General features: G+C 67.8%; 25 protein-coding genes. 7 read left to right on the top strand and 18 right to left on the bottom strand.

Going from position 1 to position 25,911, the window contains the following annotated elements; translation table 11 throughout:
- Positions 1–40: 40 nt before the first annotated feature.
- From rlmH to GO606_RS09190, 7 genes are all read right to left on the bottom strand, one after another.
- Positions 41–511, bottom strand: coding sequence for a 23S rRNA (pseudouridine(1915)-N(3))-methyltransferase RlmH (rlmH, locus tag GO606_RS09225; RefSeq protein ID WP_169119604.1), 471 nt, complete (start codon positions 509–511; stop codon positions 41–43).
- Between the two features lie 49 nt (positions 512–560).
- The gene (gene rsfS, locus GO606_RS09220; protein ID WP_169119605.1) at positions 561–932 is read right to left on the bottom strand and encodes a ribosome silencing factor; all 372 of its coding nucleotides are present in this window, start codon (positions 930–932) and stop codon (positions 561–563) included.
- Positions 932–1,615 (bottom strand): nicotinate-nucleotide adenylyltransferase, encoded by a 684-nt coding sequence (gene nadD / locus GO606_RS09215; protein WP_169119606.1) that lies wholly within the window; start codon positions 1,613–1,615, stop codon positions 932–934. Before nadD ends, rsfS begins: the two co-directional genes overlap by 1 nt.
- Positions 1,596–3,200 carry a BPSS1780 family membrane protein gene (locus GO606_RS21990; protein ID WP_343316188.1) on the bottom strand — a complete coding sequence of 535 codons (1,605 nt, stop codon included), beginning with the start codon at positions 3,198–3,200 and terminating at the stop codon, positions 1,596–1,598. Before GO606_RS21990 ends, nadD begins: the two co-directional genes overlap by 20 nt.
- A 3-nt stretch (positions 3,201–3,203) precedes the next feature.
- Entirely contained in the window at positions 3,204–4,145 is a 942-nt protein-coding gene (locus tag GO606_RS09200) for a homoserine kinase (protein ID WP_169119428.1), read from the bottom strand.
- A 33-nt stretch (positions 4,146–4,178) separates the two neighbouring features.
- Positions 4,179–4,505 (bottom strand): DUF2782 domain-containing protein, encoded by a 327-nt coding sequence (locus GO606_RS09195; RefSeq protein WP_169119429.1) that lies wholly within the window; start codon positions 4,503–4,505, stop codon positions 4,179–4,181.
- 167 nt (positions 4,506–4,672) lie between these two features.
- A complete protein-coding gene (locus GO606_RS09190) occupies positions 4,673–5,398 on the bottom strand; it encodes an LOG family protein (protein ID WP_169119430.1) in 726 nt (241 codons plus the stop codon).
- A gap of 90 nt (positions 5,399–5,488) precedes the next feature.
- Here GO606_RS09190 and polA point away from each other — a divergent pair, with 90 nt between their 5' ends.
- From polA to GO606_RS09170, 4 genes are all read left to right on the top strand, one after another.
- A complete protein-coding gene (gene polA, locus GO606_RS09185; protein ID WP_169119431.1) occupies positions 5,489–8,215 on the top strand; it encodes a DNA polymerase I in 2,727 nt (908 codons plus the stop codon).
- 192 nt (positions 8,216–8,407) lie between these two features.
- Entirely contained in the window at positions 8,408–10,183 is a 1,776-nt protein-coding gene (locus GO606_RS09180; RefSeq protein ID WP_169119432.1) for a carbamoyltransferase family protein, read from the top strand.
- Positions 10,180–10,977 carry a polysaccharide pyruvyl transferase family protein gene (locus GO606_RS09175; protein WP_169119433.1) on the top strand — a complete coding sequence of 266 codons (798 nt, stop codon included), beginning with the start codon at positions 10,180–10,182 and terminating at the stop codon, positions 10,975–10,977. The genes GO606_RS09180 and GO606_RS09175 overlap by 4 nt, the downstream gene beginning before the upstream one ends.
- A gap of 4 nt (positions 10,978–10,981) precedes the next feature.
- The gene (locus GO606_RS09170) at positions 10,982–12,499 is read left to right on the top strand and encodes a hypothetical protein (RefSeq protein ID WP_169119434.1); all 1,518 of its coding nucleotides are present in this window, start codon (positions 10,982–10,984) and stop codon (positions 12,497–12,499) included.
- Between the two features lie 27 nt (positions 12,500–12,526).
- Here the strand turns inward: GO606_RS09170 and GO606_RS09165 are convergent, their stop codons facing one another.
- Complete coding sequence (locus tag GO606_RS09165; protein ID WP_211166722.1) at positions 12,527–13,144, bottom strand: phosphotransferase; 618 nt, start codon at positions 13,142–13,144, stop codon at positions 12,527–12,529.
- A 157-nt stretch (positions 13,145–13,301) separates the two neighbouring features.
- On the opposite strand from GO606_RS09165, the gene msbA reads away from it, so the two are divergent.
- Positions 13,302–15,107 carry a lipid A export permease/ATP-binding protein MsbA gene (msbA, locus tag GO606_RS09160; protein ID WP_169119435.1) on the top strand — a complete coding sequence of 602 codons (1,806 nt, stop codon included), beginning with the start codon at positions 13,302–13,304 and terminating at the stop codon, positions 15,105–15,107.
- Here msbA and GO606_RS09155 read toward each other — a convergent pair.
- From GO606_RS09155 to GO606_RS09115, 9 genes are all read right to left on the bottom strand, one after another.
- Complete coding sequence (locus GO606_RS09155) at positions 15,104–16,543, bottom strand: lipopolysaccharide kinase InaA family protein (RefSeq protein ID WP_246979464.1); 1,440 nt, start codon at positions 16,541–16,543, stop codon at positions 15,104–15,106. The two genes, msbA and GO606_RS09155, sit on opposite strands and share 4 nt — an antisense overlap.
- A 52-nt stretch (positions 16,544–16,595) precedes the next feature.
- On the bottom strand, positions 16,596–17,423 hold the full coding sequence (gene rfaP, locus GO606_RS09150) for a lipopolysaccharide core heptose(I) kinase RfaP (protein WP_169119437.1): 828 nt from the start codon (positions 17,421–17,423) through the stop codon (positions 16,596–16,598).
- Entirely contained in the window at positions 17,420–18,541 is a 1,122-nt protein-coding gene (locus tag GO606_RS09145) for a glycosyltransferase family 4 protein (protein WP_169119438.1), read from the bottom strand. The genes rfaP and GO606_RS09145 overlap by 4 nt, the downstream gene beginning before the upstream one ends.
- Positions 18,541–19,710: a lipopolysaccharide heptosyltransferase I gene (gene waaC, locus GO606_RS09140; protein WP_169119439.1), complete on the bottom strand. Its 1,170-nt coding sequence runs from the start codon at positions 19,708–19,710 to the stop codon at positions 18,541–18,543. The genes GO606_RS09145 and waaC overlap by 1 nt, the downstream gene beginning before the upstream one ends.
- Positions 19,710–20,762 (bottom strand): lipopolysaccharide heptosyltransferase II, encoded by a 1,053-nt coding sequence (waaF, locus tag GO606_RS09135; protein WP_169119440.1) that lies wholly within the window; start codon positions 20,760–20,762, stop codon positions 19,710–19,712. The genes waaC and waaF overlap by 1 nt, the downstream gene beginning before the upstream one ends.
- A complete protein-coding gene (gene rfaD, locus GO606_RS09130) occupies positions 20,762–21,721 on the bottom strand; it encodes an ADP-glyceromanno-heptose 6-epimerase (protein WP_169119441.1) in 960 nt (319 codons plus the stop codon). Before rfaD ends, waaF begins: the two co-directional genes overlap by 1 nt.
- Before the next feature lie 22 nt (positions 21,722–21,743).
- Positions 21,744–22,724, bottom strand: a complete 981-nt coding sequence (rfaE1, locus tag GO606_RS09125; protein WP_169119442.1) for a D-glycero-beta-D-manno-heptose-7-phosphate kinase — start codon at positions 22,722–22,724, stop codon at positions 21,744–21,746.
- A gap of 182 nt (positions 22,725–22,906) precedes the next feature.
- Entirely contained in the window at positions 22,907–23,458 is a 552-nt protein-coding gene (gene cobC / locus GO606_RS09120; protein ID WP_169119443.1) for an alpha-ribazole phosphatase family protein, read from the bottom strand.
- Positions 23,443–24,213, bottom strand: coding sequence for an adenosylcobinamide-GDP ribazoletransferase (locus tag GO606_RS09115; protein ID WP_169119447.1), 771 nt, complete (start codon positions 24,211–24,213; stop codon positions 23,443–23,445). The genes cobC and GO606_RS09115 overlap by 16 nt, the downstream gene beginning before the upstream one ends.
- A gap of 83 nt (positions 24,214–24,296) precedes the next feature.
- On the opposite strand from GO606_RS09115, the gene GO606_RS09110 reads away from it, so the two are divergent.
- A complete protein-coding gene (locus GO606_RS09110) occupies positions 24,297–24,536 on the top strand; it encodes a type II toxin-antitoxin system CcdA family antitoxin (RefSeq protein ID WP_246979463.1) in 240 nt (79 codons plus the stop codon).
- Position 24,537: 1 nt separating this feature from the next.
- Positions 24,538–24,855 carry a CcdB family protein gene (locus GO606_RS09105; RefSeq protein WP_169119444.1) on the top strand — a complete coding sequence of 106 codons (318 nt, stop codon included), beginning with the start codon at positions 24,538–24,540 and terminating at the stop codon, positions 24,853–24,855.
- Positions 24,856–24,861: 6 nt separating this feature from the next.
- Here GO606_RS09105 and cobT read toward each other — a convergent pair whose 3' ends face one another.
- A complete protein-coding gene (gene cobT / locus GO606_RS09100; protein ID WP_169119445.1) occupies positions 24,862–25,896 on the bottom strand; it encodes a nicotinate-nucleotide--dimethylbenzimidazole phosphoribosyltransferase in 1,035 nt (344 codons plus the stop codon).
- Positions 25,897–25,911: the final 15 nt, after the last annotated feature.

The raw sequence follows: 25,911 nt of genomic DNA, 5'->3' as shown, positions 1-25,911 counted from the left end.
GTGGCTGCAGACCCGGCGAGTTTACCGCGTGCGGGTTGTGCTACTCGCGATGATAGGGATGATTTTTCAGCACGCTCCACGCGCGGTAGAGCGCTTCGGCGAGCAGCGGGCGGACCAGTGCGTGAGGCAGCGTCAGGCTCGACAGGCGCAGGCGTTCGTGCGCCGTCGCCTTGAGCGCCGGCGACAGTCCGTCCGGGCCGCCGACGATCAGCGCGAGGTCCTCGCCGCCGCTCTGCCAGGCTTCGAGGCGACGTGCGAGGCCCATCGTCGTCAGGTCTGCGCCGTGCTCGTCGAGGATCACGCGCCGGCAGCGCGCCGGCAGCGCCGCTTCGATGCGCGTTGCTTCGGCCGCCATCATCGCGTCGACGGTCTTGCCGGTCGTGCGTGGCTCGGCCTTCACTTCGACGAGCTGCAGCGGCAATTCGCGCGGCATTCGTCGCGCGAACTCGTCGAAGCCGGCCTCGACCCACGCCGGCATGCGCGTGCCGACGGCGACGATCAGCAGCTTCATCGGCGACGGCGGCCGCGGCAGCCGGTGGTGTCGCGCCGCGGGCCGCGGTTCATTCGGGCGCCAGGTGAGCCGTGCCCGCGGCGACGCGCGAGCGCTTCGGCGTCGTTGCCCACAGTTCCTCGAGGTTGTAATAGTCGCGGGTGGCCGGCTGCATGATATGCACGACGATGTCGCCGAGATCGACCAGCACCCATTCGCCGGTCTCCTCGCCTTCGACGCTGACGACGTGGCCGCCGGCTTCCCTGACCTTGTCCTGCACGTTGCGCGACAGCGCCCGTGTCTGCCGGTTCGAGTCGCCGCTGGCGACGACGATGCGGTCGAACAGCGACGTGAGCTTGGTGGTGTTGATGACCTCGATGTCCTTGGCCTTGATGTCTTCGAGGGCGTCGACGACGGTTTTCTGCAGTTTGCGTATGTCCATCAGGTTCCGCGATAAAGGTGATGCCGCTCGATATAGTCGAGGACCGGATCGGGCAGCAGATAGCGGGCACTGTGTCCCGCCTGGATCAGACTGCGCACCTGCGATGCAGAGATCGCGAGCGGCGTCATGTCGAAGGGAACGATCCGGCCGGCGGGTGACTCGCGCACGGCTCCCGGATCGTTGCCCATGTGATCGCTGCAGACGGCGTCGAGTTCCGGCGACAATGCGCCCGGGCGGCGATGGCCCTGCGGCGCATAGCCCGGGCGGTTCGCCACGGCGATATGCGCGAGTTGCAGGATGTCGCGCCAGCGGTGCCATGTCGGCAGGCCCTGGAACGCATCGGCGCCGAGGATCAGCACCAGCGAGCGCTGCGGGCCGAGCGCCGCGCGCAGGCGCTCGAGCGTCAGGGCGGTGTAGCTCTTGCCTTGCGCAAACACTTCGCTGTCATCGACCGTGAAGGCCGGATTGCCGGCGGTCGCCAGCCGCACCATCGCCAGCCGGTCGGCGGCGCGGGAACGCGGCGCGCCGCGGTGAGGCGGCTGGCCGGCGGGAACGAAGCTGACATGGCTGAGCCGCAGTGCTTCGTGCGCCTCCTGCGCGAGGCGCAGGTGACCGATATGGATCGGGTCGAAGGTGCCGCCGAAGATGCCGAGCGGCCCGGGCTCAGGGCTCGCGGCGCTCATCGAGGGCGTCACGGAAGACGTCGCGGGCGTTGGCATAGAAGCTCGCGAACACGATCGGGATCAGCAGCACCGGCAGCGGCACCGAAAACAGCGTCGCGAGCGTCGGCGAGACGAGCCCCAGCATGCCGATGACGAGGCCCGGCAGGAGCACGCAGAAGACCATCAGCGCGACCGAATAGGCCAGGAACGGGCGCCAGTTGCGCAGACACGCGATGAAGCTGAAGAACATCGCCTTCTGCGGCGGAATGTTCCACCAGCCGGCGAGGATCGGCGCGAACCAGTAGGCCATCATCACCGGCGTCGACAGCGCGATCGCGATCAGCAGCGCGAACGTGAAGCCGGGCGCGACGGCCGCCGCTTCGGGATCGACTTTCTCGCCGCCGGTCATGATCTGCAGCAGCGTGCCGCCATCGGCGATCGAGGTCAGGAACAGCACCAGCAGGCTGCCGGCAAGGTACAGCGCGCCGATCGTGACGAGCCCGCGCAGGTTCTGCTGGAAGCCGGAGAACAGCACGTCGGGCCCGGCCTTGCGGCCCGCGTCGATCTCGCGGCAGGTGTTGAGCACGCCGAGCGAGAACACCGGCATCAGCAGCGATGCGAGCGGCTGACCGATCAGCGGCACGACGCTGAGCAGGACCAGCATCAGCAGGTAGCCGAGCGAGGCGAAGGTCAGCAGCGCCGGGTTGCGGCGCCAGATCACGAGGCCTTCCCCGAGCCAGGCGAAGCCGCGGGCGAGCGGCAGTTGTCGTACTTGCATGCGGTCTATGACTCGTGGTCGAGGTCGGGCGCCGGACTGCGGTCCGGTGCGGAGGTGAGGCGGGGGCGGTAGCGCGGGGCGCTCGGCAAACGTGTCCTGCCAGGCGGCGTAGAGCGCGCCGGCGAGCACCAGGACGAGGATCAGCATGCCCAGTCCGGCAGGAAGCATCGCGACCCACGTCAGGACATACAGGATGACGCCGAGGACGACGAAAGTCAGCAGGTTCGACAGGCAGGCCTGCGCCGACAGCTTCATCGCGTCGAGCGGCGACACGTCCTGCAGCATCACCAGCGCCGGCGCGAACCACAGCGCCATCACGAGCAGTACCCACAGCACGGTGAACACGACGACCGCCAGCATCATGCCGCCGGCGGCCAGCCCCATGCCGGCGAATGCGCCGACGAGCATGCCGGTGAGCGCCGCGCTGCCGCCGACTGCCGCGGCGATGAGCGCCGCAAGCAGCGCGCCGAACAGATGGAAGGCGCCGATCATCAGCAGGTTGCCGGCGTGGCGGCGCAGCCCGTCGAAGAGATGGTCGATGCGCAGGGCCTGGCCGCGGTCCACCGCCTGAGCGCCGGCGAGCATGCCGGCGACCAGCACCGGGAAGGCCAGCGGCGCCACCGCCCAGCCGAGAAACGGCACGAAGCCGAGCGCGCTGAGGATGACGATCAGGATCACGGTCTGGATCATCCATACGCCGGGCCGGGCGGTGAACATCCGCCAGCCGGCGGCGAGCCACTGCAGCGTCTGCGCCGGCGTGACATGGCCCGGTTCGGGTAGCGGATGGCGTCGCCGCGAAGCGCAAGCGCCGGGATGCGGATCGGTCATCGTTCAGATGGGGAGGGAGTGGGGGGCGGCAATGTGCCGCCGCAAGATGTCGCGGTATTCGGCGGGCGGCTTGACGAGCACCATCTCGCCCGCTTTCGGCAGATGGAAGTCCTCGGCGCGCGACAGCCAGAACCGCAACGCCGCGCCGCGCAGCATCGCCGGCCAGCCGTCGCGCTCCGCGGCTTCGAACGGCCGCTCGGCGTGGTAGGCGGCGAGCAGCGCTCCGGCGCGGGACGTGTCGAGTTCGCCGCCAGGTGTTGTGCACCAGTCATTGGCGGTGACTGCGACATCGAACAGCAGCGCGTCATGGCCGGCGAAGTAGAAATCGATGACGCCGCCGATATGGCCGTCGTCCCACAGCACGTTGTCGCGGAAGAGATCCGCGTGGATCACGCCCTGCGGCAGCCGGTCGTAGGCGACGCGCGCCTGGAATGCGAGCTCGGCGTCGAGCAGCGCCTGTTCGTCGGCCGGCAGGAAGGGACGCACGCGTGCCGCCGCGGCATCGCGCCAGGCGGCACCCCGCGGGTTGTCCTGCCTGCGGCCGTAAGACAGGCCCGCCAGGTGCAGCCCGGCGAGCATCGCGCCGACGCGTGCGCAGTGGCTCGCGCCGGGAGTCATCTCGGAACGGCCGGAGAGCCTCCTGACGAGTGCGGCGGGCCGGCCGCTAAGAGTGCCGAGGTATTCGTTGTCGCGGTCGGCGATCGGCGCCGGCACCGGCAGGCCGTGACGCGCGAGGTGCGCCATCAGGTGCAGGTAGAACGGCAGCTCGGCGCGCGGAATCGCTTCGAACAGCGTCAGCACGTAGCGGCCGAGCGTCGTCGTAACGAAGAAGTTGCTGTTCTGCACGCCCCCCGAAATGCCCTGCAGTCCGACCAGCCGGCCGACCGCATAGCGATCAAGCCACGCGGACAGCTCCTCGGTCGAGACGGGGGTGAAGACGGACATGGGCTGGTGGCGGGCCGGTTCAGCGCACGTGCGTCACCAGGACTTGATGACCCACATCGGCACCGACAGCGTCGGCATGACGTCCTGGCGCGCCATGACGCCGTTGCCTTCGTGGTCGACGAGGTAGTAGGGCACGCCGTGCGGCGGCGTCACCTTGATCATGTAGAGGCGCCCGCGGATGCGGTATTCCTGCACCGTGTCTTCGCCGCTTTTCTTGATCGTGACTTCCGGTTCGAGCGATTCGTCGCTCATGCCGGGCGGAATCGGCGGCGGTTCGGGAATCGGTTCGAGTTGCGGCGGCTGCTGGGCGGCAACCGGGGCGGCGATGGCCATCAGCAGGACGATCAGGGTGCGGCGCATGGGGCTCTCCTTGGATGACGGCGATTCTAGCAGAGGCGCGCCGAAACGCCCGTGGCCCAAGGCGCTCGCGCCGGCGCAGGCCTCGCATGGCATGCCGCAGGCAAGGGCGCGCCTGCGGCGCCGGCGCGGGATTCTCTCGTCGCCCGTCTGCCCGGGCGGACGGACGCTCACAGGTTCAGCATCAGCTCGTGCTCTTCGGGCAGCGGCAGGAAGCCGCGGGTTTCGTAATGCTTGAAGATCGCCTCGACGACGTCTTCGGGCTTGTCGATCAGCTGGATGAGGTCGAGGTCCGCCGGGTTGATCATGCGTTCGGCAATGAGGCGGTCGCGGAACCAGTCGAGCAGCCCTCTCCAGAACGGTTCATGAACGAGGATGATCGGGATGTTGCGGCTTTTTCCCGTCTGGATCAGCGTCATCGCTTCCATCAGCTCATCGAGCGTGCCGAAGCCGCCCGGCATCACGACGTAGGCCGACGCGAACTTGACGAACATGAACTTGCGCGCGAAGAAGTGCTGGAAGGTCTGCGAGATGTCCTGGTACGGATTCGCTGCCTGTTCCAGCGGCAGCTGGATGTTGAGCCCGATCGACGGGCTCTTGCCGAAATATGCGCCCTTGTTCGCGGCTTCCATGATGCCGGGGCCGCCGCCGGAAATGACGGCGAAGCCGGCGTCCGACAGCAGCCGGCTGATGCGCTCGGTGAGCATGTAGTACATGTGGTCGGGCGGCGTGCGCGCGCTGCCGAAGATCGACACTGCCGGGCGGATCGCGTTGAGGCGTTCGGTCGCCTCGACGAACTCTGCCATAATTCCGAAGATTCGCCACGACTCGCGCGCATTGAAGCGCGGGGTCGTGCTGCTCGGGGCGCTGAGGGGGATTTTTTCTTTCGCCGTCATGTTGTTCTCGATTCTCGTCTCACGGGATCCGCCCGGGTATCGGTTTGATTCCCGCCGCATCGGCCCCGTTCTCCGAAGGATGTTTTTCCGATGCCCGTGCTGCTGCTTGTCGATGGTTCCAGCTACCTTTACCGCGCGTTCCATGCCTTGCCGGACCTGCGGACGTCGAAAGGGGAGCCGACGGGGGCGATTCGCGGTGTGCTGTCGATGCTACGTCGCCTCGAAAGCGACTACAAGGCGGAGTTCCGCGCCTGCGTGTTCGATGCGAAAGGCAAGACTTTCCGCGACGACTGGTATCCGCAATACAAGGCGCACCGGCCGTCGATGCCGGACGACTTGCGCGCCCAGGTCGAACCGCTGCACGAGGCGGTCAAGGCCGAAGGCTGGCCGCTGCTGTGCGTCGACGGCGTCGAGGCGGACGACGTCATCGGCACGCTGACGCGCCGCGCGCTCGAGCGCGGCTGGGAAGTCGTGATCTCGACCGGCGACAAGGACCTCACGCAGCTCGTGCGCCCCGGCGTGCGGTGGGTCAACACGATGAGCGACGAAGTGCTCGACGAAGCCGGCGTCACCGCGAAGTTCGGCGTGCCGCCGACGCGCATCGTCGACTACCTCGCGCTCGTCGGCGACACCGTCGACAACATCCCGGGCGTCGAGAAATGCGGTCCGAAGACGGCGGTGAAATGGCTCACCGAATACGGCACGCTCGACAACCTCGTCGCGAACGCGGACAAGGTCGGCGGCAAGGTCGGCGAGAACCTCAGGAAGCATCTCGAATTCCTGCCGCTCGGCAAGCGGCTCGTGACCGTCGCGACCGACCTCGCGCTGCCGATCCAGCTCGAGGACCTGCCGGCGCGCGACGACGACAAGGTCGCGCTGCGCGCGCTGTACGAGCGCTTTGAATTCCGCGGCTGGCTGCAGGCAATCGACGCCGCGGCGAAATCGGACGCTGGTGCCGATTTCGCGGAAAACAACGATGGCCCGTCCCCTGTTGCCGAGCCCGGTGCGCACCGCGCCGGCTACGAGAGCATCTTCGACTGGCCGACGTTCGACCGCTGGCTGGCGAAGCTCGAAGCCGCCGACCTCGTCGCGTTCGACACCGAGACGACCAGCCTCGACCAGATGGCCGCGCAGCTCGTCGGCATGTCGTTCGCGATCGTCGCGGGCGAAGCCGCATACCTGCCGCTCGCGCACACTTATCCGGCGGCGCCGGCGCAGCTGCCGCTCGCCGAAGTGCTCGCGAAGCTCAAGCCGTGGCTCGAGTCCGACACGCACCCGAAGCTCGGCCAGAACCTCAAGTACGACGCCCACGTGCTGGCGAACCACGGCCTGCGGCTCGGCGGCATCGCGCACGACACGCTGCTGCAGTCCTACGTGCTCGAGAGCGACAGGCCGCACGACATGGATTCGCTCGCGAAACGCCACCTCGGCCTCGACACGATTCCCTACACCGCGGTGTGCGGCAAGGGCGTCGGCCAGATCTGCTTCGACCAGGTCGCGATCGAGCGTGCGACCGAATATGCCGCCGAGGACGCCGACATCACGTTGCGGCTGCATCGCAAGCTGTGGCCGCAGCTGGAGGCGGCGCCGGCGCTCGCCGCGCTGTACCGCGACATCGAAATGCCGGCGATGGCCGTGCTGTTCGACATGGAGCGCACCGGCGTGCTGATCGACGCGTTCCTGCTCGCGCAGCAGAGCGAGGAGCTCGGCCGCCGGCTGATGACGCTCGAACGCGAGGCCCACGACCTCGCCGGCCAGCCGTTCAATCTCGGTTCGCCGAAACAGCTCGGCGAGATCCTGTTCGGCAAGCTCGGGCTGCCGGTCGTCAAGAAGACTGCCACCGGCCAGCCGTCGACCGACGAGGAAGTGCTCGCCCAGCTCGCCGACGACTACCCGCTGCCGAAGCTGCTGCTCGAGCACCGGGGATTTTCGAAGCTGAAAAGTACCTACACCGACAAGCTGCCGCGCATGGTCAATGCGAAGACCGGCCGCGTGCACACGAGCTTCTCGCAGGCCGTCGCGGTCACCGGCCGGCTCGCGAGCTCGGAACCGAACCTGCAGAACATCCCGATCCGCACTGCGGAAGGACGCCGCATCCGCGCCGCGTTCATCGCGCCGCGCGACCACGTCATCGTATCGGCCGACTATTCGCAGATCGAGCTGCGCATCATGGCACACCTGTCGAACGACGCGCGGCTGCTGCAGTCGTTCGCCGAAGGGGAGGACGTGCACCGCGCGACCGCCGCCGAGATCTTCGGCACGACGCCCGGCGAGGTCACCAGCGAGCAGCGGCGCTACGCGAAAGTCATCAACTTCGGCCTGATCTACGGCATGAGCGCGCACGGACTGGCGAAGAACCTGGGTCTCGAACGCGCTGCGGCAGCGGCCTACATCGACCGCTACTTCGCGCGCTACCCCGGCGTCGCCGCGTACATGGAACGGACTCGCAGCGAGGCGCGGGCGCGCGGCTACGTCGAGACGGTGTACGGCCGCCGGCTGTATCTGCCGGAGATCCGCGCGAGCCAGGCCGGGCGCCGGCAGGCCGCCGAGCGCGCCGCGATCAACGCGCCGATGCAGGGCACGGCCGCCGACCTGATCAAGAAGGCGATGATCGCGACGCGGCGCTGGCTCGCCGACGCGCAGCTGCGTTCGCGGCTCGTGCTGCAGGTGCATGACGAGCTCGTGCTCGAAGTGCCGCGCGACGAACTCGAAACGGTGAAGGCAACGCTGCCCGGCGTGATGACCGGTGTCGCCGACCTGTCGGTGCCGCTGCTCGTCGAAGTCGGCCACGGCGAGAACTGGGACGAGGCGCACTGAAGGTCGAAGGCGAGCAACGGGCGCGCGGGGGAGAAAGCCGTCGTTCGCCCGTTTTTCCCCCGCTTCCCCCGAGGCAGGCCGGAAACACGCGTTCGGCGATCCGCGTCCGCAAGGTATACTTACGCGTTTCGTCCGCCTGTACATTGCCGTTTCCCGATCCGCATCGGTGATTCGTATCTTGAGGCCTCTTCCTTGGCTCTGACCCTACTCGGATTGTCCGGCGCGCTGACCCACGACCCTTCGGCGGCGCTCTATATCGGCGGCCAGCTCGTCGCTGCAGCCGAAGAAGAGCGCTTCGTGCGCGACAAGCACGCGAAGAACCGGATGCCGTACGAAGCGGCGAAGTTCTGCCTCGAGTTCGCCGGCATCGGGCCGGACGACGTCGACGCGGTCGCGATCCCGTTCGCGCCGATCAGCATCATGGAGCCGGCGCGCTGGCACTACGCGAAGCGCTACTGGTACGCGCCCGATCGCGGCCTCGACGCCATCCTGACCGGCAACCGCCGCTTCCACCGCTACAGAAAGCGCATCGAATGGTGCCTGCAGCAGCTCGGCTTCGATCCGAAGAAGACGAAGATCGTGCCGGTCGAGCACCACCTCGCGCACGCATCGAGCGCGTACCACTGCTCCGGTTTCAAGGAGAAGACCGCGATCCTCGGCATCGACGGCAAAGGCGAATACGCGACGACGTTCTTCGGCTACGGCGAGAACGGCCGCATCCACAAGATCAAGGAATTTTACGACCCGGATTCGCTCGGCGGCCTGTACGGCGCGATCACCGAGTACCTCGGCTTCGAGATGCTCGACGGCGAATACAAGGTCATGGGCATGGCACCGTACGGCGACCCGGGCAAATACGACTTTTCGCGACTCGCGAAATTCGTCGACGGCGAACTCGTCATCGACACCGACTACGCGAACGTGATCGGCTTCCGGCGCTACAAGGAAAACGGCAAGGGCTACTACTTCTCGCCGAAGCTCATCGACTGGCTCGGGCCGAAGCGCGCCGGCGACATCGCCGACGAGCCGTACATCCATTACGCCGCGAGCATGCAGAAGCTGTTCGAGGACCTCGCGCTGCAGATGATCGACTATTACCTCGGCGACATTCTGCGCGACACCGGCCGCCTCGCGTTCTCCGGCGGCGGCGCGTTGAACGTCAAGCTGAACCAGAAAATCATCGCGCGCCCCGACGTGCGCGAACTGTTCGTGCAGCCGGCGTCCGGCGATTCGGGCACCGCAATCGGCGCCGCATCGTATGTATCGGTCGCGCGTGGCGTCCCGGTCGAGAAAATGGAACACGTCTATCTCGGCCCGCGCTACACGAACGAGGAGGTCATCGCCGCGTGCGCGAAGCACCCGTCGCAGCCGCGGTGGCAGAAGATCGCCAACGGCGACGCCGAGGTGCCTGCCCGCATCGCGCAGATCCTCGCCGACGGCAACCCGGTCGCGTGGTTCCAGGGGCGCATGGAGTTCGGCCCGCGCGCGCTCGGCGGGCGCTCGATCCTCGGCTGCCCGAGCGCCGCCGGCGTCGCCGACCGCATCAACGAGCAGATCAAGTTCCGCGAGCGCTGGCGCCCGTTCTGCCCGAGCATGCTCGACACCGTCGGCCCGCGGATGCTGCAGACCGACCACCCCGCGCCGTTCATGACCTTCACGTTCGAAGTCGCCGACGAGTGGAAGGCGCGCGTGCCCGAAGTCGTGCACGAGGACGGCACGTCACGCGCCCAGGTCCTGAAGCGTGAATTCAACCCGCGCTACTACGACCTGATGCTCGAACTCGAGAAGCTCACCGGCAACGGCGTCGTGCTGAACACATCGCTGAACCGCCGCGGCGAGCCGATGATCTGCTCGCCGACGGATGCGCTGAACATGTTCTACGGGTCGGACCTGGAGTACCTGGTGATGGAGGATGTGCTGGTCGTTAAGGGAATGGGCGGGCCGGACGCGGCAGAGGATCACGGATGAAGCCGTTACGGCTTCACTGGGCGAGTTCGAAGCCGAATTTCGGCGACGTGCTTTCTCCGCTGATCTGCGCCCGTGTGGCAGGGCGTTCCGTCGTCTGGGCGCCTGCCGGGGAGTGCGACCTGGTTGCCCTTGGCAGCCTGATGCAGCGCGTGAAGGAGCGCTTCTGGAACAAGCGCATCAGTGTCTGGGGGGCGGGATTCATCGCCGCCGAAAAACCTCATCGCAGCAGGCATCGCCTGTGCGCCCTGCGAGGCAAGCTCTCGGCGGCCATCGTCGGAGCAGGCGACGAGGTGGCGCTGGGCGATCCAGGCCTGCTGGCATCGTTGCTGATCGAACATGAACCCCCGCCCGCCACGCGCCGGGGTTGCCTGATCATCCCTCACTACAAGGATCGCGACTGCCCTGAACTGCTCGCCGCTGTCCGCGACTTGGCCGGGGTCGAACTGGTCGACGTATTCTCACCACCTCTCGAAATCCTCCGCCGGATTCGCGCGGCTGAAGTCGTGCTGTCTTCCGCAATGCACGGACTGATTGCCGCAGACAGTCTCGGGGTGCCGAACGCTTGGCTGAAGGTGTCGGACGCCCTGCGCGGCGGGGATTTCAAGTTCCGTGACTACTACAGCGTCTTCGGCATCGAGCCGCCCCAAATCGGGCTGAACGCCAACCTGCTGCATGATGCTTCCGTAATTGTCGACACGTACCGTCGCCCCGGCATCGAGATGATTAAGGACGGGTTGTTGCGCAGCTTTCCGCCTGATCTCGCAGGAGCCCCGGGCCGTCCACAGCGGGGATGACGGGGTGAGTCTTCTCGTGCAATATGTCTTCCGGCTATGCAGGCGGATAGATCCGGCTCCGGCAGCGTTCATCATCAGCCTCGCGTTGTCGGCGATCGCCGTGGGAGGCAGTAGCGAGCTAAACCGGGATGGAATGCTGTACGTCGATACCGCTCGAGTGCTCACGCTCGGCGGACTCGACAGTGGCCTGGCCCGTTTCGATTGGATCGTCCTTCCCGCGCTGATCGCGGGTTTGTCCACGCTCACCGGGCTCGGGTTCGAGAGCGCGGGCTATCTGCTCATGGCGTTGTTGATGGCGGGGACGTGCGCGATGCTGGTTCAGTGTCCGCGACGCCTTTTCCCCGAAACGGCGTGGGCAGCCTGCCTGGTTGCGCTGGCCCTGCCGGCGTTCAACGAATACCGCGACCATATTCTGCGTGAATTCGGTTTCTGGTTTTTCTCGCTCGTGGCGTTCTGGCTGGCCCTGCGCTGGGTTGACCGGCCACGCTGGTCGTTGGCTCTGGCGGAGCAACTGGCTGTCGCCGGTGCAATGGCGTTCCGGCTGGAGGCGGCTATCCTGTACCCAGCGCTGTGGTGGTGGCAGTTCCGGACGGCCCAAAGGGACAACGTGGCCAGCCCGCTTGCCTTTTCTTCAGGGCGACACGCGCTCATGCTCGGAGTCGTTCCGGGTCTGGTCCTGCTGATGTGGATGTTGACATACATGTCCGGTCTTTTCGAACTGAGCGGCCGTGCTGCCAGCTATCTCCATTCGGTGAACGTCGGGGCGAAGATGGAGCTGTTCACACAGCAAGCTGCGCGTCTGGCCGATGTCGTCCTCAACGATCTCTCGCGCGATGAGGCGACATACATCCTGTTCTTCGGCCTGCTGTCGATGATTCCGGTGAAATTTGCCGCAATGTCCGGGATTTTTCTCGTGCCGCTGGTATTCGGATTCTTGCATCGCTCCCCGGCCGCGCTGCTGGCTCGCTGGCAGCCTTTCGGCTGGGCCTTTGCCGCATATCTTCTTATTTTGGCTGCATTCGTCACGGATCGTTTTTTCGTAACCGGCCGGTATGCGAGTTTTCTCAACATGCTTGCCGTGCCGCTTTTCGCAGCGGGACTCGTCTGCATGATGGAACGCTGGCCGCGGTGGCGCCCGTGGCTGGTCGCCATTGCCGCGGTTTCCATGCTTGCCAATGTGATCTCGCTGTCGCCGGCGAAGAGGCAGTACGCCGAGGCCGGCGCCTGGTTGAAGGCCCGCCAGCCGGATGCCGCGCGGGTGTATATCGAGAGCCGGCGGGTGTCGTATTACGCGGGGAGGGGGTTCCTGCGGACGCCCATGGAACGCGCCGTCGCGCTGGAAGACTTGGCCGGAGAGCGTTTCGATCTGTTTGTCCTGGAGCACGAAGCCGCCGACGAGGCGGCGCTGGGGTCCTTTGTGCAAGGGCATCAGCTCATTTTGGTGACGAAGTTCGAGGGGCCTGGAATCGATGTGCTCGTTCTTGCCCCGCGTCGAGCCAACTCGCCGTCGCCAACCAGGTAGCGCGTTGCGGTTCCAGGTTCCAGGTCTTCAGCTGTCTGGCCGGCCTGCCGGCAGGCAACTGCGCAGCGACGACAGTGTGAAGACTCCCGGTGCATGGCCGAGATAGCCCCCGATGAGCGCACTTCCGCCGTCGCAAAGCAGCCACGCACGATCTTCGGCATAGCGAAACATGTGGCGGAAGTTGCGCCGGCGCTTCAGCCTTGAAAGAGGAGCGCGATGCACTTTCAGGTCGGCGATGTCGATCAGGCCGAAGGCGCCGCTTTCTCCGATGACGACGTTGCCCAAGTGGAGCGAGCGGAAGTAGATGCCTTGGCTATGCAACTCGGCGATGAAGGCCCCCAGCCGCACGCGCAACCGCGCTGAACGTTCGGGGTCTGGGGAGGAACGAATAAGCTGGCGCAGCGTCTGGCCGTGCAGCGGCCGATAGTGCACGGCGTCGCGGTCGATGCTCGGGAAGCGGAACACGCCAATCACTTGCGGACAGGGAATGTCGTGGCGTGCAAGAGCAGCGGCGTTGTCTGCGAAGCGCTGCGCGTACGGATGCCAGGCTGCGGACGACAACAGGCGCTTGCGGCGGAAAAGCTTGAGATAGGTGCCGTCGGGCAGTAGGAGCACTTTTTCTCCGTGCCGGTCGGACTCGATCACGGTGGCGCCAGCGCGCAGTGCACGATAGGCGTCTTGGCTCGACGGTGTCACGAAGGCTCCTGCTCGGGCAAAGTGCGAATCTTAATCGCGCGAGCAGTGAAATGTCCCCCAAAACGCCCGTGGTACCATCCAGCGATCCGCCGACATCCCGAATTTCATGCCCCCAGTTGCTGTCCCAGTTGTCTCCAGCATCCGTATCTATTTACGCCTGCTGAGCTACGTCCGGCCCTATGTCGGACTGTTCGCCATCAGCATCCTCGGCTACGTCATCTTCGCGTCCTCGCAGCCGATGCTCGCCGGGGTGCTGAAGTATTTCGTCGATGGCCTGACGCATCCCGACGCGGCGCTGGTCAGCGGAGTGCCGCTGCTCGACGGTATGGAGCTGATGCACGGCGTGCCGCTGATGATCGTGCTGATCGCGGCGTGGCAGGGGCTGGGCGGCTACCTCGGCAATTATTTCCTCGCGAGAGTTTCGCTGGGACTCGTCCAGGATCTGCGCCAGGCGCTGTTCGACAGCCTGCTGCGCCTGCCGAACAGCTATTTCGACCAGCACAGCTCCGGGCACCTGATCTCGCGCATCACGTTCAACGTGACGATGGTCACCGGCGCGGCGACCGATGCGATCAAGATCGTGATCCGCGAGGGGCTCACCGTCGTGTTCCTCTTCGCGTACCTGCTGTGGATGAACTGGCGGCTCACGCTGGTGATGGTCGCGATCCTGCCGTTGATCAGCCTGATGGTCCGGAACGCGAGCGGCAAGTTCCGCAAGCAGAGCAGGAAGATCCAGGTCGCAATGGGGGACGTGACCCACGTCGCGTCCGAAACGATTCAGGGTTACCGGGTTGTGCGCAGCTTCGGCGGCGAGCACTACGAGCGGGAGCGTTTTCGCGCTGCGAGCGAGGACAACACGCGCAAGCAGCTGAAAATGGTCAAGACTTCGGCGGTCTATACGCCGACCTTGCAGCTCGTCACGTACAGCGCGATGGCGGTGGTGCTGTTTCTCGTGCTGCGGCTGCGCGGCGAGGCGTCGGTAGGTGATCTCGTCGCCTACATTACCGCCGCCGGGCTGCTGCCCAAACCGATTCGCCAGCTCTCCGAAGTCAGTTCGACGATCCAGCGCGGCGTCGCTGGCGCCGAGAGTATTTTTGAACAACTCGACGAGAAACCGGAAGGGGACCACGGGCACGTCGAACGCGAACGTGTCAGCGGACGCATCGAGGTGCGCGAGCTGTCGTTCCGTTATCCCGGCGCCGACCGCGAGGTGCTCGACAACGTGAGCTTCACGGTCGAGCCGGGGCAGATGGTCGCACTGGTCGGCCGTTCCGGGAGCGGAAAATCGACGCTCGCGAACCTGATTCCGCGTTTCTATCACCACGACCACGGCCAGATCCTCATCGACGGTGTCGATGTCGAGGACTACACGCTGAAGAACCTGCGCCGCCACATAGCGCTGGTGACGCAGCAGGTGACCCTGTTCAACGACACGGTGGCGAACAACATCGCTTACGGTGACCTGGCCGGCCTCCCGCGCGCCGCTGTCGAAACCGCGGCGGAAGCAGGGTATGCGAAAGAGTTCATCGACCGGCTGCCGCAGGGCTTCGACACGCTGATCGGGGAAAACGGCGTGACGCTGTCGGGCGGCCAGCGCCAGCGCCTCGCGATCGCCCGCGCGCTGCTGAAAGATGCGCCGATCCTGATCCTCGACGAAGCGACGAGCGCGCTCGACACCGAATCGGAACGGCATATCCAGGCGGCGCTCCACCGCGTGATGCAAGCGCGTACGACGCTCGTGATCGCGCACCGGCTGTCCACCATCGAACAGGCGGACGTCATCATGGTGATGGACCACGGGCGCATCGTCGAACGTGGCAGCCATGCTGAACTCCTCGCCGCGGGCGGTCATTACGCACGATTGCACGCGATGCAGTTCCGCGAGGAGGTGACGGTCGCTGAGGATCGCTAGTTTGCGGGAGGAAGGTTCGCGTCGAGCCAGCCGCGCAGCGCACAGCCCTCCGGCCAGTTACGCAGCAGCCGGGCGCGGTCCTTGCGCCACGCCTTGGCGTGGGCGGCAGCGCTGGCGTGCTGGCGCATTGCGTCGAGGTCGATCAGTTTCACCGTTCCCTGGTCCCACAGCAGGTTCGTCGCCTTGAGGTCGCCATGGCTGATGCGCTCGCGATGCAGGGCGGCGAAAAGCTCGCGCAACGCTCGCGCCTCGGCAGGCGGCGGTTCGCGTCCGGCGTCGAGATGCTGCAGCAGGTGGGGCCCGTCGCAGGAATCGGTGACGAGCCACGCACGGCCGCGCAATGGCCCGAAGCGGCGCTCGATCAGCGCCAGCGGCTGCGGCGTTGCGATGCCGAGAAAAGCGAGGCGGTGCCCCTCGATCCACGAGTGCCAGGCGCGGCTCGGCCGCCACAAGCGCGACAGCGCGTGTGCGGTGCCCTTGATGTTGTAGCGCTTGATGACGCGCTTGCGGGCGCCGATGTCGATCCGCGCGACGGTGCTGCTGCCGCCGTCCTTCAGCAGGCTTCCGGCGGCGAGGAAGAGGTCGGGATCGGCGACGACGGGAGCGAGCCGCCCGGCCTCATGGCGGACGACCGAAACGAAGCGGTCGCGGCGCTGCTCGACGTGGAACAGGCTGCAGTCGCGCAGCGTCTTCGCGAGGTAGTCGCGCAGCCGCCAGCTCCGCACGCGGATGATTTCCTGGCGAAGCAATGCGGGATCGAAGGCCATGTCCGGATTTCCCGCATGGTAGCCGGCCAGCAGGTCCGGCAGTCGCGCATCGGCTTCGTGCGGCAACTGCGCGAGCAGGATCGCAAGGTTGCGCAGGGCGTCGCCGGCACCGAGAGGGAGACCGGGGCGGCGCGCACGGATCGCATCGCCGTCGATCGCATAGAGCACCCCGCGATGGCGCAGGAAATTGCCCAGATGCAGATCGGACTGCGCGAGCCCGCGCGCATGCATGCGGCCGAGCGTCTCGAGCGCGGGAGCGAGCACGGCGAGGGCGGCGCCGATGTCGTCGGGGTGCGCGGCGAGCGCTGCGTGCCAGCCATCGGCGAGATCCTCGGCCTCGTCGAGGAACTCGGTCAGCAGGTAATGTCCGCCGTCGAGCGGGCCGGCACCGAGCAGCCGCGGCGTCGCGATCGCCTGCGCCGCAAGGGCCGCGAGTCCGTCCCGTTCCTGCTCGAAGTGCCGCGCGCAGCCTCGGCGGGCGATGAAAAACTTCGCCAGCACCGCGTGCCCGCCGACTTCCGCTTCGCCCACCAGACGCTTGCCGGGCAACACGCGCAGCAGGCGCTTGACGGTCGCGACCCGTCCGCCGTCGAGCGCGATGCGAAACGGCACGGCCGGATGCCGGCCGGCCCGGCGCAGCGTCGCGGGAGTTTCGAGCGGAAGGTTCATTGATGTTTGCATATTCCGGAGCAGTCCGGCCTGCCGCGCGTTGAAGCGTCGCTCAACGCGCGGCCTGCGGAGCGTATTTGCGCAGATAGCGGGCGTGCAGGCGCCCTGCTTTCGCTTCAAGGCGGGCAAGCAGGGCCGCTTCGTCGCGCAGCACCTCGCGCAGGGCTCGGCCGAAGTATCGCCGCACGAAGCGAAGCTTGTCGCGCCGGGTCAGACCGATATCGAGCGCCGAAAAATACAGCCCCGCGAGGTCCTTGTCGCGCCAGCGCCGCGGCGTGCGGGGGCGGATCTGCGAGCGGTGCAGGTCGATCAGCGACAGGCGCAGCGCGCTCGGCGTGGGGGCCGGCTCGAGGTGCAGCAGGAAATGGCAGATGTAGAGGTCGCGGTGGTTCATGCCGCCTTCGTGCATCCGCCGCACCATGTCGGCGACCCGGTCGATCAGCGCATGCTTGAGCGCGCTGTCGGGCGGGAGCCGTCGCCAGTCGCGGCAGAAATCCTCGAGACTGACCGTCGGGGCGAGCTCCTCGGTGACGATGAACGAATGCTGCCGGGCCGGGTTGCACCCGCGCTCGCCGTAGGCAACCGCCTTCATCGTCGCGACGCCGAGCTCGTCGAGCCGCCGTATCGCCTGCCATTCGTTGCGCGCGCCGAGCACCGGGAGCCGCGCCGACAGCAGGTTCTTGAAGATTTCGCGCCAGCCGATGCCGCGGTGGATCTTGACGAAATAGCCGCGTCCGCCGGCTTCGGTGCGCAGCGTGCGGCGTCCCTCGAGTTCGCGGAACACTTCGCCCTGCAGCGCCTCGACCATGTCGAACGGATCCCGTCCGGCCCACAGCGAGCGGAACGGCTCGGCGACGAAAAGCGTTGCCGGCGTGCTCACCCGCGCCCCCGCAGGATCACGTCCGCGGCGCGCTCGGGCAGGCTGTAGAGGTCGGCGCTAGCGGCGAAAGCGAGCCCGTTTTCACTCCATCGTCTGCGCGCCGGCAGGTCGGCGAGCATGCGGGACAGGGCCTGATCGCAGGCAGCCTGCTCGAACGGCTCGGGAAGCACGATGCCGCAGTCCGCGTCCTCGATATGGTGCGCGAAACCGCACACCGAAGTCGTCAGCACTGGCAGTCCGGCGACGAGCGCTTCGAGCAGGACGATGCCGCCGGCCTCGTGGTAGGCCGGATGGATCATCAGATCGGCGCCGAGCAGGAAGCGCGGGATGTCGTCGCGTCCGCCGAGGATGCGCACCCGGTCGCCGAGGCCGAGCGTGTGCAACTGCACGAGGAACGGCTTGGGGTCGTCCTGTCCGATGGCGATCAGGCGCGTGCGCCCTTTCAGCATTTCCGGCAGCGCGGCCAGCGCCCGCAGGCTGCGGTCAAGGCCTTTGGTCTTGAAGCCGGAGCCGATCTGCACGACCAGGAGATCGTCCTCTCCGAGGCTGAACTCGCGCCGGAAGGCGGCACGGATCTGCGCGGCGTCGGGCGGAGCGCGCCGGTCGGGGGCGATACCGGGCGGCAGCAGGTGGAAACGGCGCGCCGGGGTGCCGTAGTGCGTCATGAAAAGCGGCTGCTGCGCGGCCGAGATCAGCAGGATCTCGGTGTGGACTTCAGGCGCGAACACCGCCCGCTCGTACGCCGAAAAGTGCCGATAGCGCCCGCTGATGCGGTACAGCGGGTTGCGCAGCGTGCGCGCCTTGTCCTCGAAGCACGGATCGGCGGCGTAATAGACGTCGAGCCCGGGCATCTTGTTGAAGCCGACGACCCGGTCGGCGGGGCGGCGCGCGAGGTCCTGCTGCACCCATGCGGTGAATTTCTCGTTGCGGCGCGGGTTCGTGATCGCCCGCACCGGGACCCGCAGCACTTCGAACCCGGCCGGGATTTCGCCGTGCCATCCGAGCGTGTAGACGCGGATCGCGTGGCCGCGCGCCTGGCACGCCAGCGCGATGCGCAGGAAGTCGCGCTGCAGGCCGCCGAACGGGAAGTACTTGTACAGGCAGAACGCGAGCTGCATCAGCCGGAGGCCTTGCGGTCGAACATCGTGTGGACGAGCGGCCCAGGCGACGGGTCGAAGCCGCCGGGCGCGCCGTCGGCGGCGAGCGGGTGGACGGCCGGCGCCCCCTCCGCGGACGTCTTGCCGTCGAGGATGCGCTGCAGTGCGCTCCACACCTGCTCCGGGCCGATGCGGGTGAAGCACAGCGGCTGTTCGGCGACGAGATCGAAGCGCGCGCGCTCGTCGGCAGTCGGCATGTGCGTACAGCGCCGCTGCAGGCAGGGGGCGCACGGCATGTTCGACGCGAGGTGGAACTGGTTCGGGCCCCAGGCGCCGGTGAAGCCGGGATTTGTCGGGCCGAACAGCGACAGCGTCGGCACGCCGAACGCGGCGGCGAGGTGGCCCAGCCCGGTGTCGACGGCGACGCACGCGCGTGCGCCGGCAATCTCGGCGGCGATGCCGGCGAGCTTCAGCTGCGGCAGCACCGTGACGGCCGGCTGGTCGGCGGCGAGCCGCTGCGCACGCGCCTCTTCGCCGGCGTTGCCCCACGGCAGACGGATCGCCCAGCCCGCCGCGGTCGCCAGCGCGATCAGCCGCTGCCAGTAGAGCTCCGGCCAGTGCTTGGTCACCCAGGTCGTGCCATGCAGCAGCAGCAGGTACGGTTCGGGGTTGTCCGCGCCGGCGAGCCGGTGCCGGTCGAGTCCGTACGTGACCGGCCCTTCCGGCAGCGGATAACCAAGCGCTTTTGCGAACAGTTCACGCACCCGCTCGACGGCGTGGCGGCCGACCGGCACCGCGTGCGCGTGCGTGTAGAAGCGGCTTGCGATCGGCTCGCGAGCGGAGTCCTCGTCGAGGCCATGCACCGGCTTGCTGCCGTAGCGCGTCAGCAGCGCGCTCTTCAGCAGGCCTTGCGCGTCGATCGTCACATCGTAGCGGGTCGCAGCGACCGCGCGCTTGAAGCGGCGCCACTCGCCGCTGACCAGCGCCTTCACTGGCGCCTTGCGCCAGCGCCGCACCGCGACCGGAATCACGCGGTCGACCGCCGGATGCCAGGACGGGATTTCGGTGAAGGCTTCCTCGACGACCCAGTCGAAGCGGATCCCGGGGATCGCGCGGGCGGCGTCGGTCAGCGCGGGAAGCGTGTGGATGACGTCGCCGAGCGAGGACGTCTTGACGATCAGCACGCGCATCAGGCCGTTCCAGCGGACCGGGCGAGGCGGAGCGGCGTGCCGAGGGCGAGGCTGTCCAGCGCGTTCAGCACGCTCTCGGGCGTGACCTCCGTGAGGCAGCGCGTGTGGCCGAGCGGGCACACCCGCGCGAAGCACGGCGAGCATTCGAGCCGCAGATAGCGCACCACGACACGGTCGGCGAGCGGCGGCGTGTGGTCCGGCGTCGACGAGCCATACACCGCGACCAGCGGCCGGTCGAGCGCCGCGGCGACGTGCATCAGGCCGGAGTCGTTGCTGACCGCGGCTTCGCTCATCGCGAGGAGATCGACCGCGTCGGCGAGCTGGGTGCGGCCGCACAGATTGACGACGCCCTCGCCGGCCGCTGCGACGATCTCGTCACCGGCCGGCGCGTCCTTCGCCGAACCGAGCACCCACACCTGCTGGCCGCGGGCGACGAGCGCGCGCGCCAGCGCGGCGAAATGCGGCAGCGGCCATTGCTTGGCCGGGCCGTATTCGGCGCCCGGCATGAAGCTGATCGCCGGCCGGTCCGCCGCGAGCCCGTGCGCGGCGCGCAGCCGGGCCTGGTTTGCGGGGTCGGCGACGAGGCGCGGGCGCGGCAGCGGCCGGGGCAAGGCGGCGCCCGCCGGCAGGCCGAGCGCGACGAAGCGCTGCACCGTCATCGGCAGCGCTGCCTTGTCGAGCGCGCGCATGTCATTGATCAGGCCGTAACGCATCTCGCCGCGGAACGCGGTGCGCTGCGCGATGCCGGCGAAGAACGGCACGAGCGCGGATTTCAGCGAGCCGGGAAGGACGATCGCCTGGTCGTAGCGGGCCTGGGCGAGTTCGCGGCCGAGGCGCCAGCGCATGCCGAGGCCGAACTGGCCGTGGCCGAGCGGCATCGCGATGCCGCGCCGCACTTCGGGCATGCGTTCGAGGATCGGCAGCGACCAGCCCGGCGCGAGCACATCGATCGCGCACGGGCCTTCGGCCTGCAGCGTCATGAAGAGGCTCTGCGCCATCACCATGTCCCCGACCCACGACGGCCCGACGACGAGAATCCGGCGAGTCGGCATCAGTCGCGCAGCGCGAGCCATTCCAGGTAGCGCGGCACGCCGACTTCGACCGGCATGAACTCGCCCTCGTAGCCCGCCTGGCGCAGCGCCGTGATGTCGGCCTGCGTGTAGCTCTGGTAGCGGCCTCTCAGGTGTTCCGGGAACGCGATGTAGTCGATGCCGCCGCCGGCGGTGCTGCCCTTGTGCCAGCTCAGCGCGGCGTGGGCGACTTCGTTGAAGCTCTGTGCGCGGCCGGTGCCGACGTTGAAGATGCCGCGCACCCCGGGGTTGTCGAGCAGCCACAGGTTCACCGCGACGACGTCGTCGACGTGGATGAAGTCGCGCTGCTGCTCGCCCGGGCCGTAGCCGTCGGCGCCTTCGAACAGGCGCAGGCGGCCGCTGTCGTTCAACTGGTTGTGAAAATGGTACGCGACGCTCGCCATGCTGCCCTTGTGCTGCTCGCGCGGCCCATAGACGTTGAAGTAGCGCAGGCCGGCGACCTGGCTGTCGATGCCCGGCGCGAACCTGCGCAGATGGCAGTCGAACAGGAACTTCGAATACGCGTACATGTTCAGCGGCCGCTCGAACTCGCGCGATTCGCGGAACGTCGGACCCATGCCATACACCGACGCCGACGACGCGTACAGCAGCGGCACTTTCCGCGCCACTGCCCAGGCGAGCAACGACTTCGTGTATTCGTAGTTCACCGCCATCACGAAGCGGCCGTCCCACTCGGTCGTCGAGGAGCACGCGCCTTCGTGGAAGATCGCCTCGACCGGTCCGAAGTCCTCGTCGGCGCGGATGCGCTGCAGGAATTCATCCTTGTCCATGTAGTCGCGGATGTCGGCGTCGGCGAGGTTCAGGCACTTGTGCCCGTCGGTGAGGTCGTCGACGACCAGGATGTCCGTGATGCCGCGGGCGTTGAGCCCCTGCACGATGTTGCTGCCGATGAAGCCGGCACCGCCTGTGACGATGATCATGTTTTCTCCTGAATGCACCCGCTCAGCCTGGCATGGCGGCGGGGCGGCCGGCTGCGATCGCCGCGCGCAGCGCGAGGTCGAGCTCGGCGATGCTGACCGTCGCCGTGCCGAGCTTGCCGACGACGACGCCGGCGGCGAGGTTCGCGAACGCGGTCGCGTCCGCGAGGGACAGGCCGCACGCCAGCCCGGCGCCGAGCACCGCGACGACGGTGTCGCCGGCGCCGGTCACGTCGAACACGTCGCGCGCCTGCGTCGGCAAATTCAGCGGCGCGGTGTCTTTCTGCAGCAGCGTCATGCCGCGTTCGCTGCGCGTGATCAGCAATGCGTCGAGGCCGAGGCTGTCGCGCAGCGCCTCGCCGCGCGACACGAGAGTCGCCTCGTCCGCACACGGTCCGACCACTGCTTCGAACTCGCTGAGATTCGGCGTGATGACGGTCGCGCCGGCGTAACGGCCGAAATCCGTGCCTTTCGGGTCGACCACGATCGCGACCGCATGTTCGCGCGCGACGCGGATCAGCTGGCCGACCTGGGCGAGCGTGCCTTTGCCGTAGTCCGACAGCACGACCGCCGCGCTGGCGTCGAGCGCGTCCTCGAACGCCTGCTCGATGCCGGCGCTCTCGAGCACCGCGAAGCTGTCCTCGAAATCGAGCCGGATCAGCTGCTGGTGGCGGCTGATGACGCGTAGTTTGGTGATCGTCGGGTGCTGCGGCGCGTCGAGCAGGCGGCACACGACGCCGCCGCCTGCGAGCCGTTCGCGCAACAGCCGCGCCGCCTCGTCGCAGCCGACGAGCCCGACGAGTTCGGCCCGGGCGCCGAGCGATGCAACGTTCAGCGCCACGTTGCCCGCGCCCCCGGCGCGGAACTCGTCCCCTTCGACCTTGACGATCGGCACCGGCGCTTCCGGCGAGATGCGCGTCGTCGAACCGTGCCAGTAGCGGTCGAGCATCACGTCGCCGGCGACGAGGATGCGGCCTTGGGAGAAGTCCGGCAGGGTGGGCGGCATGAGGCGGTAGGCGTCGAGAGCGTGTCGAAAAGTCCGCAATTATCCCACGAACGGCGGCGTCCAGCGTGTGCACGGGGCGGGCAGCGTCGTCGGGCGGGGAGCGAGGCCGGGCGAAAATGCTGTCCGGATCGTCGCGCCGGCGCGGCCGCAGCGGCTCCCGTTGCCGCGCCGGCGTTCCGGTTTCAGCGGTTGAACCACTTCAGCACGACGCCCCAGTCCTCGATGTCGAGCCGCGTCGCGTGGCCGCAGGCGAAGTCGAGCGCGAGCCAGCGCTGCGGCGGCAGGCCGAGCAGGTGGCCGGCGATCGCGCGCAGCGGCCCGCCGTGCGCGACGACGACGACCGGATCGGCGGCGCGGGTCGCGATGATCTCGTCGAGCCATTGCAGCACGCGCGTCGACATGTCGCGCGCCGACTCGCCGCCGGGGGCGCAGAAGCCGAGCGGGTCCGTCACCCACACGTCGATCGCGTCGCCGAGCTCGGCGTACGGTCGCAGCTCCCACGCGCCGAAGTGCATTTCCCTGAGCCGGTCGTCGAATGCCGGTGTGCCGAGTTCGAGCGCGAGCAGGCGGGCGCGCGCGAGCGGGCTCGCATGCAGCGCGTAGCGCGGCGGCAGCAGCGGCCGCAGGCGGGCGGCGACCGTTGCGGGGCATTCGGCGAGGCCGACGTCGGACTGGCCGTAGCACACCCCCGCCGCGACGTCCGGCCGCGGGTGGCGGATCAGATGAAGTTCCATGCGGCAAGGATCCCGAGATAGCACGCGAGTTCGCTGCCCTGCTGCGCAGCGCCGAGGCAGTCGCCGGTGTAGCCGCCGAGGCGGCGGGCGAACACGCGTGCCGCCCAGAGGGTTGCCGCCGCCGTCGCGGTCAGCGCGGCGAGCGCTTCGGCCGGGGCGAGCAGCGCCAGCGGTGCGAGGCCGAACACCGCCGCGACGGCGAGTTCGGTCGCGGACAGGCGGCGCGCAAGCGGCTTCGATTTCGCGCTCTCGTCCTCGCGCACGTACTGCATCGTGTGGATCAGGCTCGTCGAGGCCAGGCGCGACAGCGGGTGGGCGGCGATCAGCGCCAATGCGACCTGCAGATTGCCATGCGCGGCCAGTTCGACGAGCGCCGCGGCCTTCGCGAGCAGCATCAGCACGAGGCCGGCCGTGCCGTAGCTGCCGATGCGGGAATCCTTCATGATCGTCAGCACCTGCAACCGGTCCCACCCGCCGCCGAGCCCGTCGCAGGCATCGGCCCAGCCGTCCTCGTGGAACGCGCCGGTCGCGCGGATCGTCACCGCCATCGACAGCAGCACCGCGAGCGCAGGCGGCAGCAGCTGCACGAACGCGAGGTAGCTTGCCGCGCCGATCGTGCCGACGATCCCGCCGACGAGCGGGAAAAAGCGCGCGGCGTGATTGAGCCGCTCCGGCGACCACGGCACCCACGCCGGCACCGGCAGGCGCGTGAAGAAGCCGAGCGCGGTGAAGAACAGTTCGAACTGGTAGCGCATCGTGGTCATGTACGTTCTGGCTTCATGGGAGCTGTAGAATTATGATGCGCATAGGTGATGCGCAATTTACGTGGAGGTTCGAGATGCAGACTCATGCGGTTTCTTCCAAGAAAGCGACCAATCTAAGCCTTTCTGCCGATGTCCTGGCGGAAGCCAAAAGCCTGGGTATCAACATTTCCAAAGCCTGTGACGAATGCCTGCGTGAGCTCGTGCGGCGCGAGCGCGCCCGACGCTGGAAGGAGGAGTACGCGGAATTCATCGAAGCGTACAACCGCATCGTGGAGGCCGAAGGCGTGCCGCTGGCCGAATGGAGAAGCTTCTGACATGGCGCGCTTCGATGTTTACCGGAATCCTTCGGCGGGCGCCGCGGATACGCCCTATCTGCTCGATGTCCAGGCCGACCTGCTCGCTGAGCTCGAGACCCGCGTCGTGATCCCATTGCGGCGCCGCGACCGGTTTTCGGCGGTCCGGTTGCCTTCGGACCTGATTCCCTGTGTCGACGTCGAAGGCCAGTCCTGCCAGATCGAAACCCCGAAACTTGCGGCCATCCCGCTCCGTGTATTGAAGCCGCCGATCTGTTCGCTCGCGGACCGCCGGGACGACATCATCCGGGCCCTCGATTTCCTGTTCCAGGGCTACTGAACCCGCTCACACCATGTCGTCGACGCCAGCCGAATCGAAGCTCGCCATGTCGTTGAGGAAGTTCGCCGCCGCCTGCACCAGCGGGAACGCGAGCGCGGCGCCGGTGCCTTCGCCGAGGCGCAGGTCGAGCTCCATCAGCGGGTCGACGCGCAGGTGGGCGAGCTGGGTGGTGTGTCCCGGCTCCTTCGAGCGGTGCGCGAACACGCAGTAAGGCAGGATCGTCGGCGCAATCGCCTGCGCGACGAGCAGCGCGGAGGTCACGATGAAGCCGTCGATCAGCAGCGTCATGCGTTTTTCGGCCGCGCCGAGCATCGCTCCGGCCATCATCGCGATCTCGAAGCCGCCGTATTCGGCGAGCGCGCCAAGCGGGTCGGCAGGACGACCGCCGCGGGCGATGGCCTGCGCGAGCAGCCCGTGCTTGCGCGCGAGGCCGGCGTCGTCGAGGCCGGTGCCGCGGCCGGTCACGATGGCGAGGTCGATGCCGGTAATGCAGTGCGTCAGCAAGGATGCCGACGCGGTGTTGCCGATGCCCATCTCGCCGAAACCGACCAGGTTGCAGCCATTCGCGGCGAGCGCGTGCGCGAGTTCGCGGCCGCGCGCGAGGGCCGCGTCGCGCTGCTCCGCGCTCATCGCGGGCGTCTCGAGGTAGTTCGCGGTGCCGGAGGCGATTTTCGCGTCGACCAGTCCGTCGCGGCGGCCGAAATCGTGGTTCACGCCGCTGTCGATGACGGTCAGCGCGAGCTCCATCTGCCGGCAGAACACGTTGATCGCGGCGCCGCCGGCGAGAAAATTCTCGACCATCTGCCACGTCACGTCCTGCGGAAATGCGGAGATCCCGGCGCGCGCGGCGCCGTGGTCGCCGGCGAACACCAGGATGTGCGGCTGGCGGAGCCGCGGCGCCGCGCTCTGCTGGATCAGGCCCAGTTGCAGCGCGAGCGCTTCGATCCGGCCGAGCGCGCCGAGCGGCTTGGTCTTGCGGTCGATGCGGTGCTGTATCGCCGCAGTGAGGCCGGGGTCGGGCAGGGAAATCGCGAAGTCCATGATGGTCGTGACAAT

Source organism: Aromatoleum anaerobium, from assembly GCF_012910705.2.
Taxonomy (GTDB): domain Bacteria; phylum Pseudomonadota; class Gammaproteobacteria; order Burkholderiales; family Rhodocyclaceae; genus Aromatoleum; species Aromatoleum anaerobium.
Note: the sequence above shows the minus strand (reverse complement) of the source record. Positions and strands in the feature narration are given on the sequence as shown.

What these genes read in the sequence shown, in the direction of transcription:
- GO606_RS21990 (WP_343316188.1), bottom strand. Translation starts at nt 3,200, where the DNA reads ATGACCGATCCGCATCCCGGCGCTTGCGCTTCGCGGCGACGCCATCCG.
- polA (WP_169119431.1), top strand. Translation starts at nt 5,489, where the DNA reads ATGCCCGTGCTGCTGCTTGTCGATGGTTCCAGCTACCTTTACCGCGCG.
- GO606_RS09105 (WP_169119444.1), top strand. Translation starts at nt 24,538, where the DNA reads ATGGCGCGCTTCGATGTTTACCGGAATCCTTCGGCGGGCGCCGCGGAT.
- GO606_RS09145 (WP_169119438.1), bottom strand. Translation starts at nt 18,541, where the DNA reads ATGCAGCTCGCGTTCTGCCTGTACAAGTACTTCCCGTTCGGCGGCCTG.
- msbA (WP_169119435.1), top strand. Translation starts at nt 13,302, where the DNA reads ATGCCCCCAGTTGCTGTCCCAGTTGTCTCCAGCATCCGTATCTATTTA.
- rfaE1 (WP_169119442.1), bottom strand. Translation starts at nt 22,724, where the DNA reads ATGCCGCCCACCCTGCCGGACTTCTCCCAAGGCCGCATCCTCGTCGCC.
- GO606_RS09115 (WP_169119447.1), bottom strand. Translation starts at nt 24,213, where the DNA reads ATGCGCTACCAGTTCGAACTGTTCTTCACCGCGCTCGGCTTCTTCACG.
- rsfS (WP_169119605.1), bottom strand. Translation starts at nt 932, where the DNA reads ATGGACATACGCAAACTGCAGAAAACCGTCGTCGACGCCCTCGAAGAC.
- rlmH (WP_169119604.1), bottom strand. Translation starts at nt 511, where the DNA reads ATGAAGCTGCTGATCGTCGCCGTCGGCACGCGCATGCCGGCGTGGGTC.
- GO606_RS09110 (WP_246979463.1), top strand. Translation starts at nt 24,297, where the DNA reads ATGCAGACTCATGCGGTTTCTTCCAAGAAAGCGACCAATCTAAGCCTT.
- GO606_RS09155 (WP_246979464.1), bottom strand. Translation starts at nt 16,543, where the DNA reads ATGAACCTTCCGCTCGAAACTCCCGCGACGCTGCGCCGGGCCGGCCGG.
- GO606_RS09175 (WP_169119433.1), top strand. Translation starts at nt 10,180, where the DNA reads ATGAAGCCGTTACGGCTTCACTGGGCGAGTTCGAAGCCGAATTTCGGC.
- nadD (WP_169119606.1), bottom strand. Translation starts at nt 1,615, where the DNA reads ATGAGCGCCGCGAGCCCTGAGCCCGGGCCGCTCGGCATCTTCGGCGGC.
- waaF (WP_169119440.1), bottom strand. Translation starts at nt 20,762, where the DNA reads ATGCCGACTCGCCGGATTCTCGTCGTCGGGCCGTCGTGGGTCGGGGAC.
- GO606_RS09190 (WP_169119430.1), bottom strand. Translation starts at nt 5,398, where the DNA reads ATGACGGCGAAAGAAAAAATCCCCCTCAGCGCCCCGAGCAGCACGACC.
- cobC (WP_169119443.1), bottom strand. Translation starts at nt 23,458, where the DNA reads ATGGAACTTCATCTGATCCGCCACCCGCGGCCGGACGTCGCGGCGGGG.
- GO606_RS09200 (WP_169119428.1), bottom strand. Translation starts at nt 4,145, where the DNA reads ATGTCCGTCTTCACCCCCGTCTCGACCGAGGAGCTGTCCGCGTGGCTT.
- waaC (WP_169119439.1), bottom strand. Translation starts at nt 19,710, where the DNA reads ATGCGCGTGCTGATCGTCAAGACGTCCTCGCTCGGCGACGTCATCCAC.
- cobT (WP_169119445.1), bottom strand. Translation starts at nt 25,896, where the DNA reads ATGGACTTCGCGATTTCCCTGCCCGACCCCGGCCTCACTGCGGCGATA.
- rfaD (WP_169119441.1), bottom strand. Translation starts at nt 21,721, where the DNA reads ATGATCATCGTCACAGGCGGTGCCGGCTTCATCGGCAGCAACATCGTG.
- GO606_RS09195 (WP_169119429.1), bottom strand. Translation starts at nt 4,505, where the DNA reads ATGCGCCGCACCCTGATCGTCCTGCTGATGGCCATCGCCGCCCCGGTT.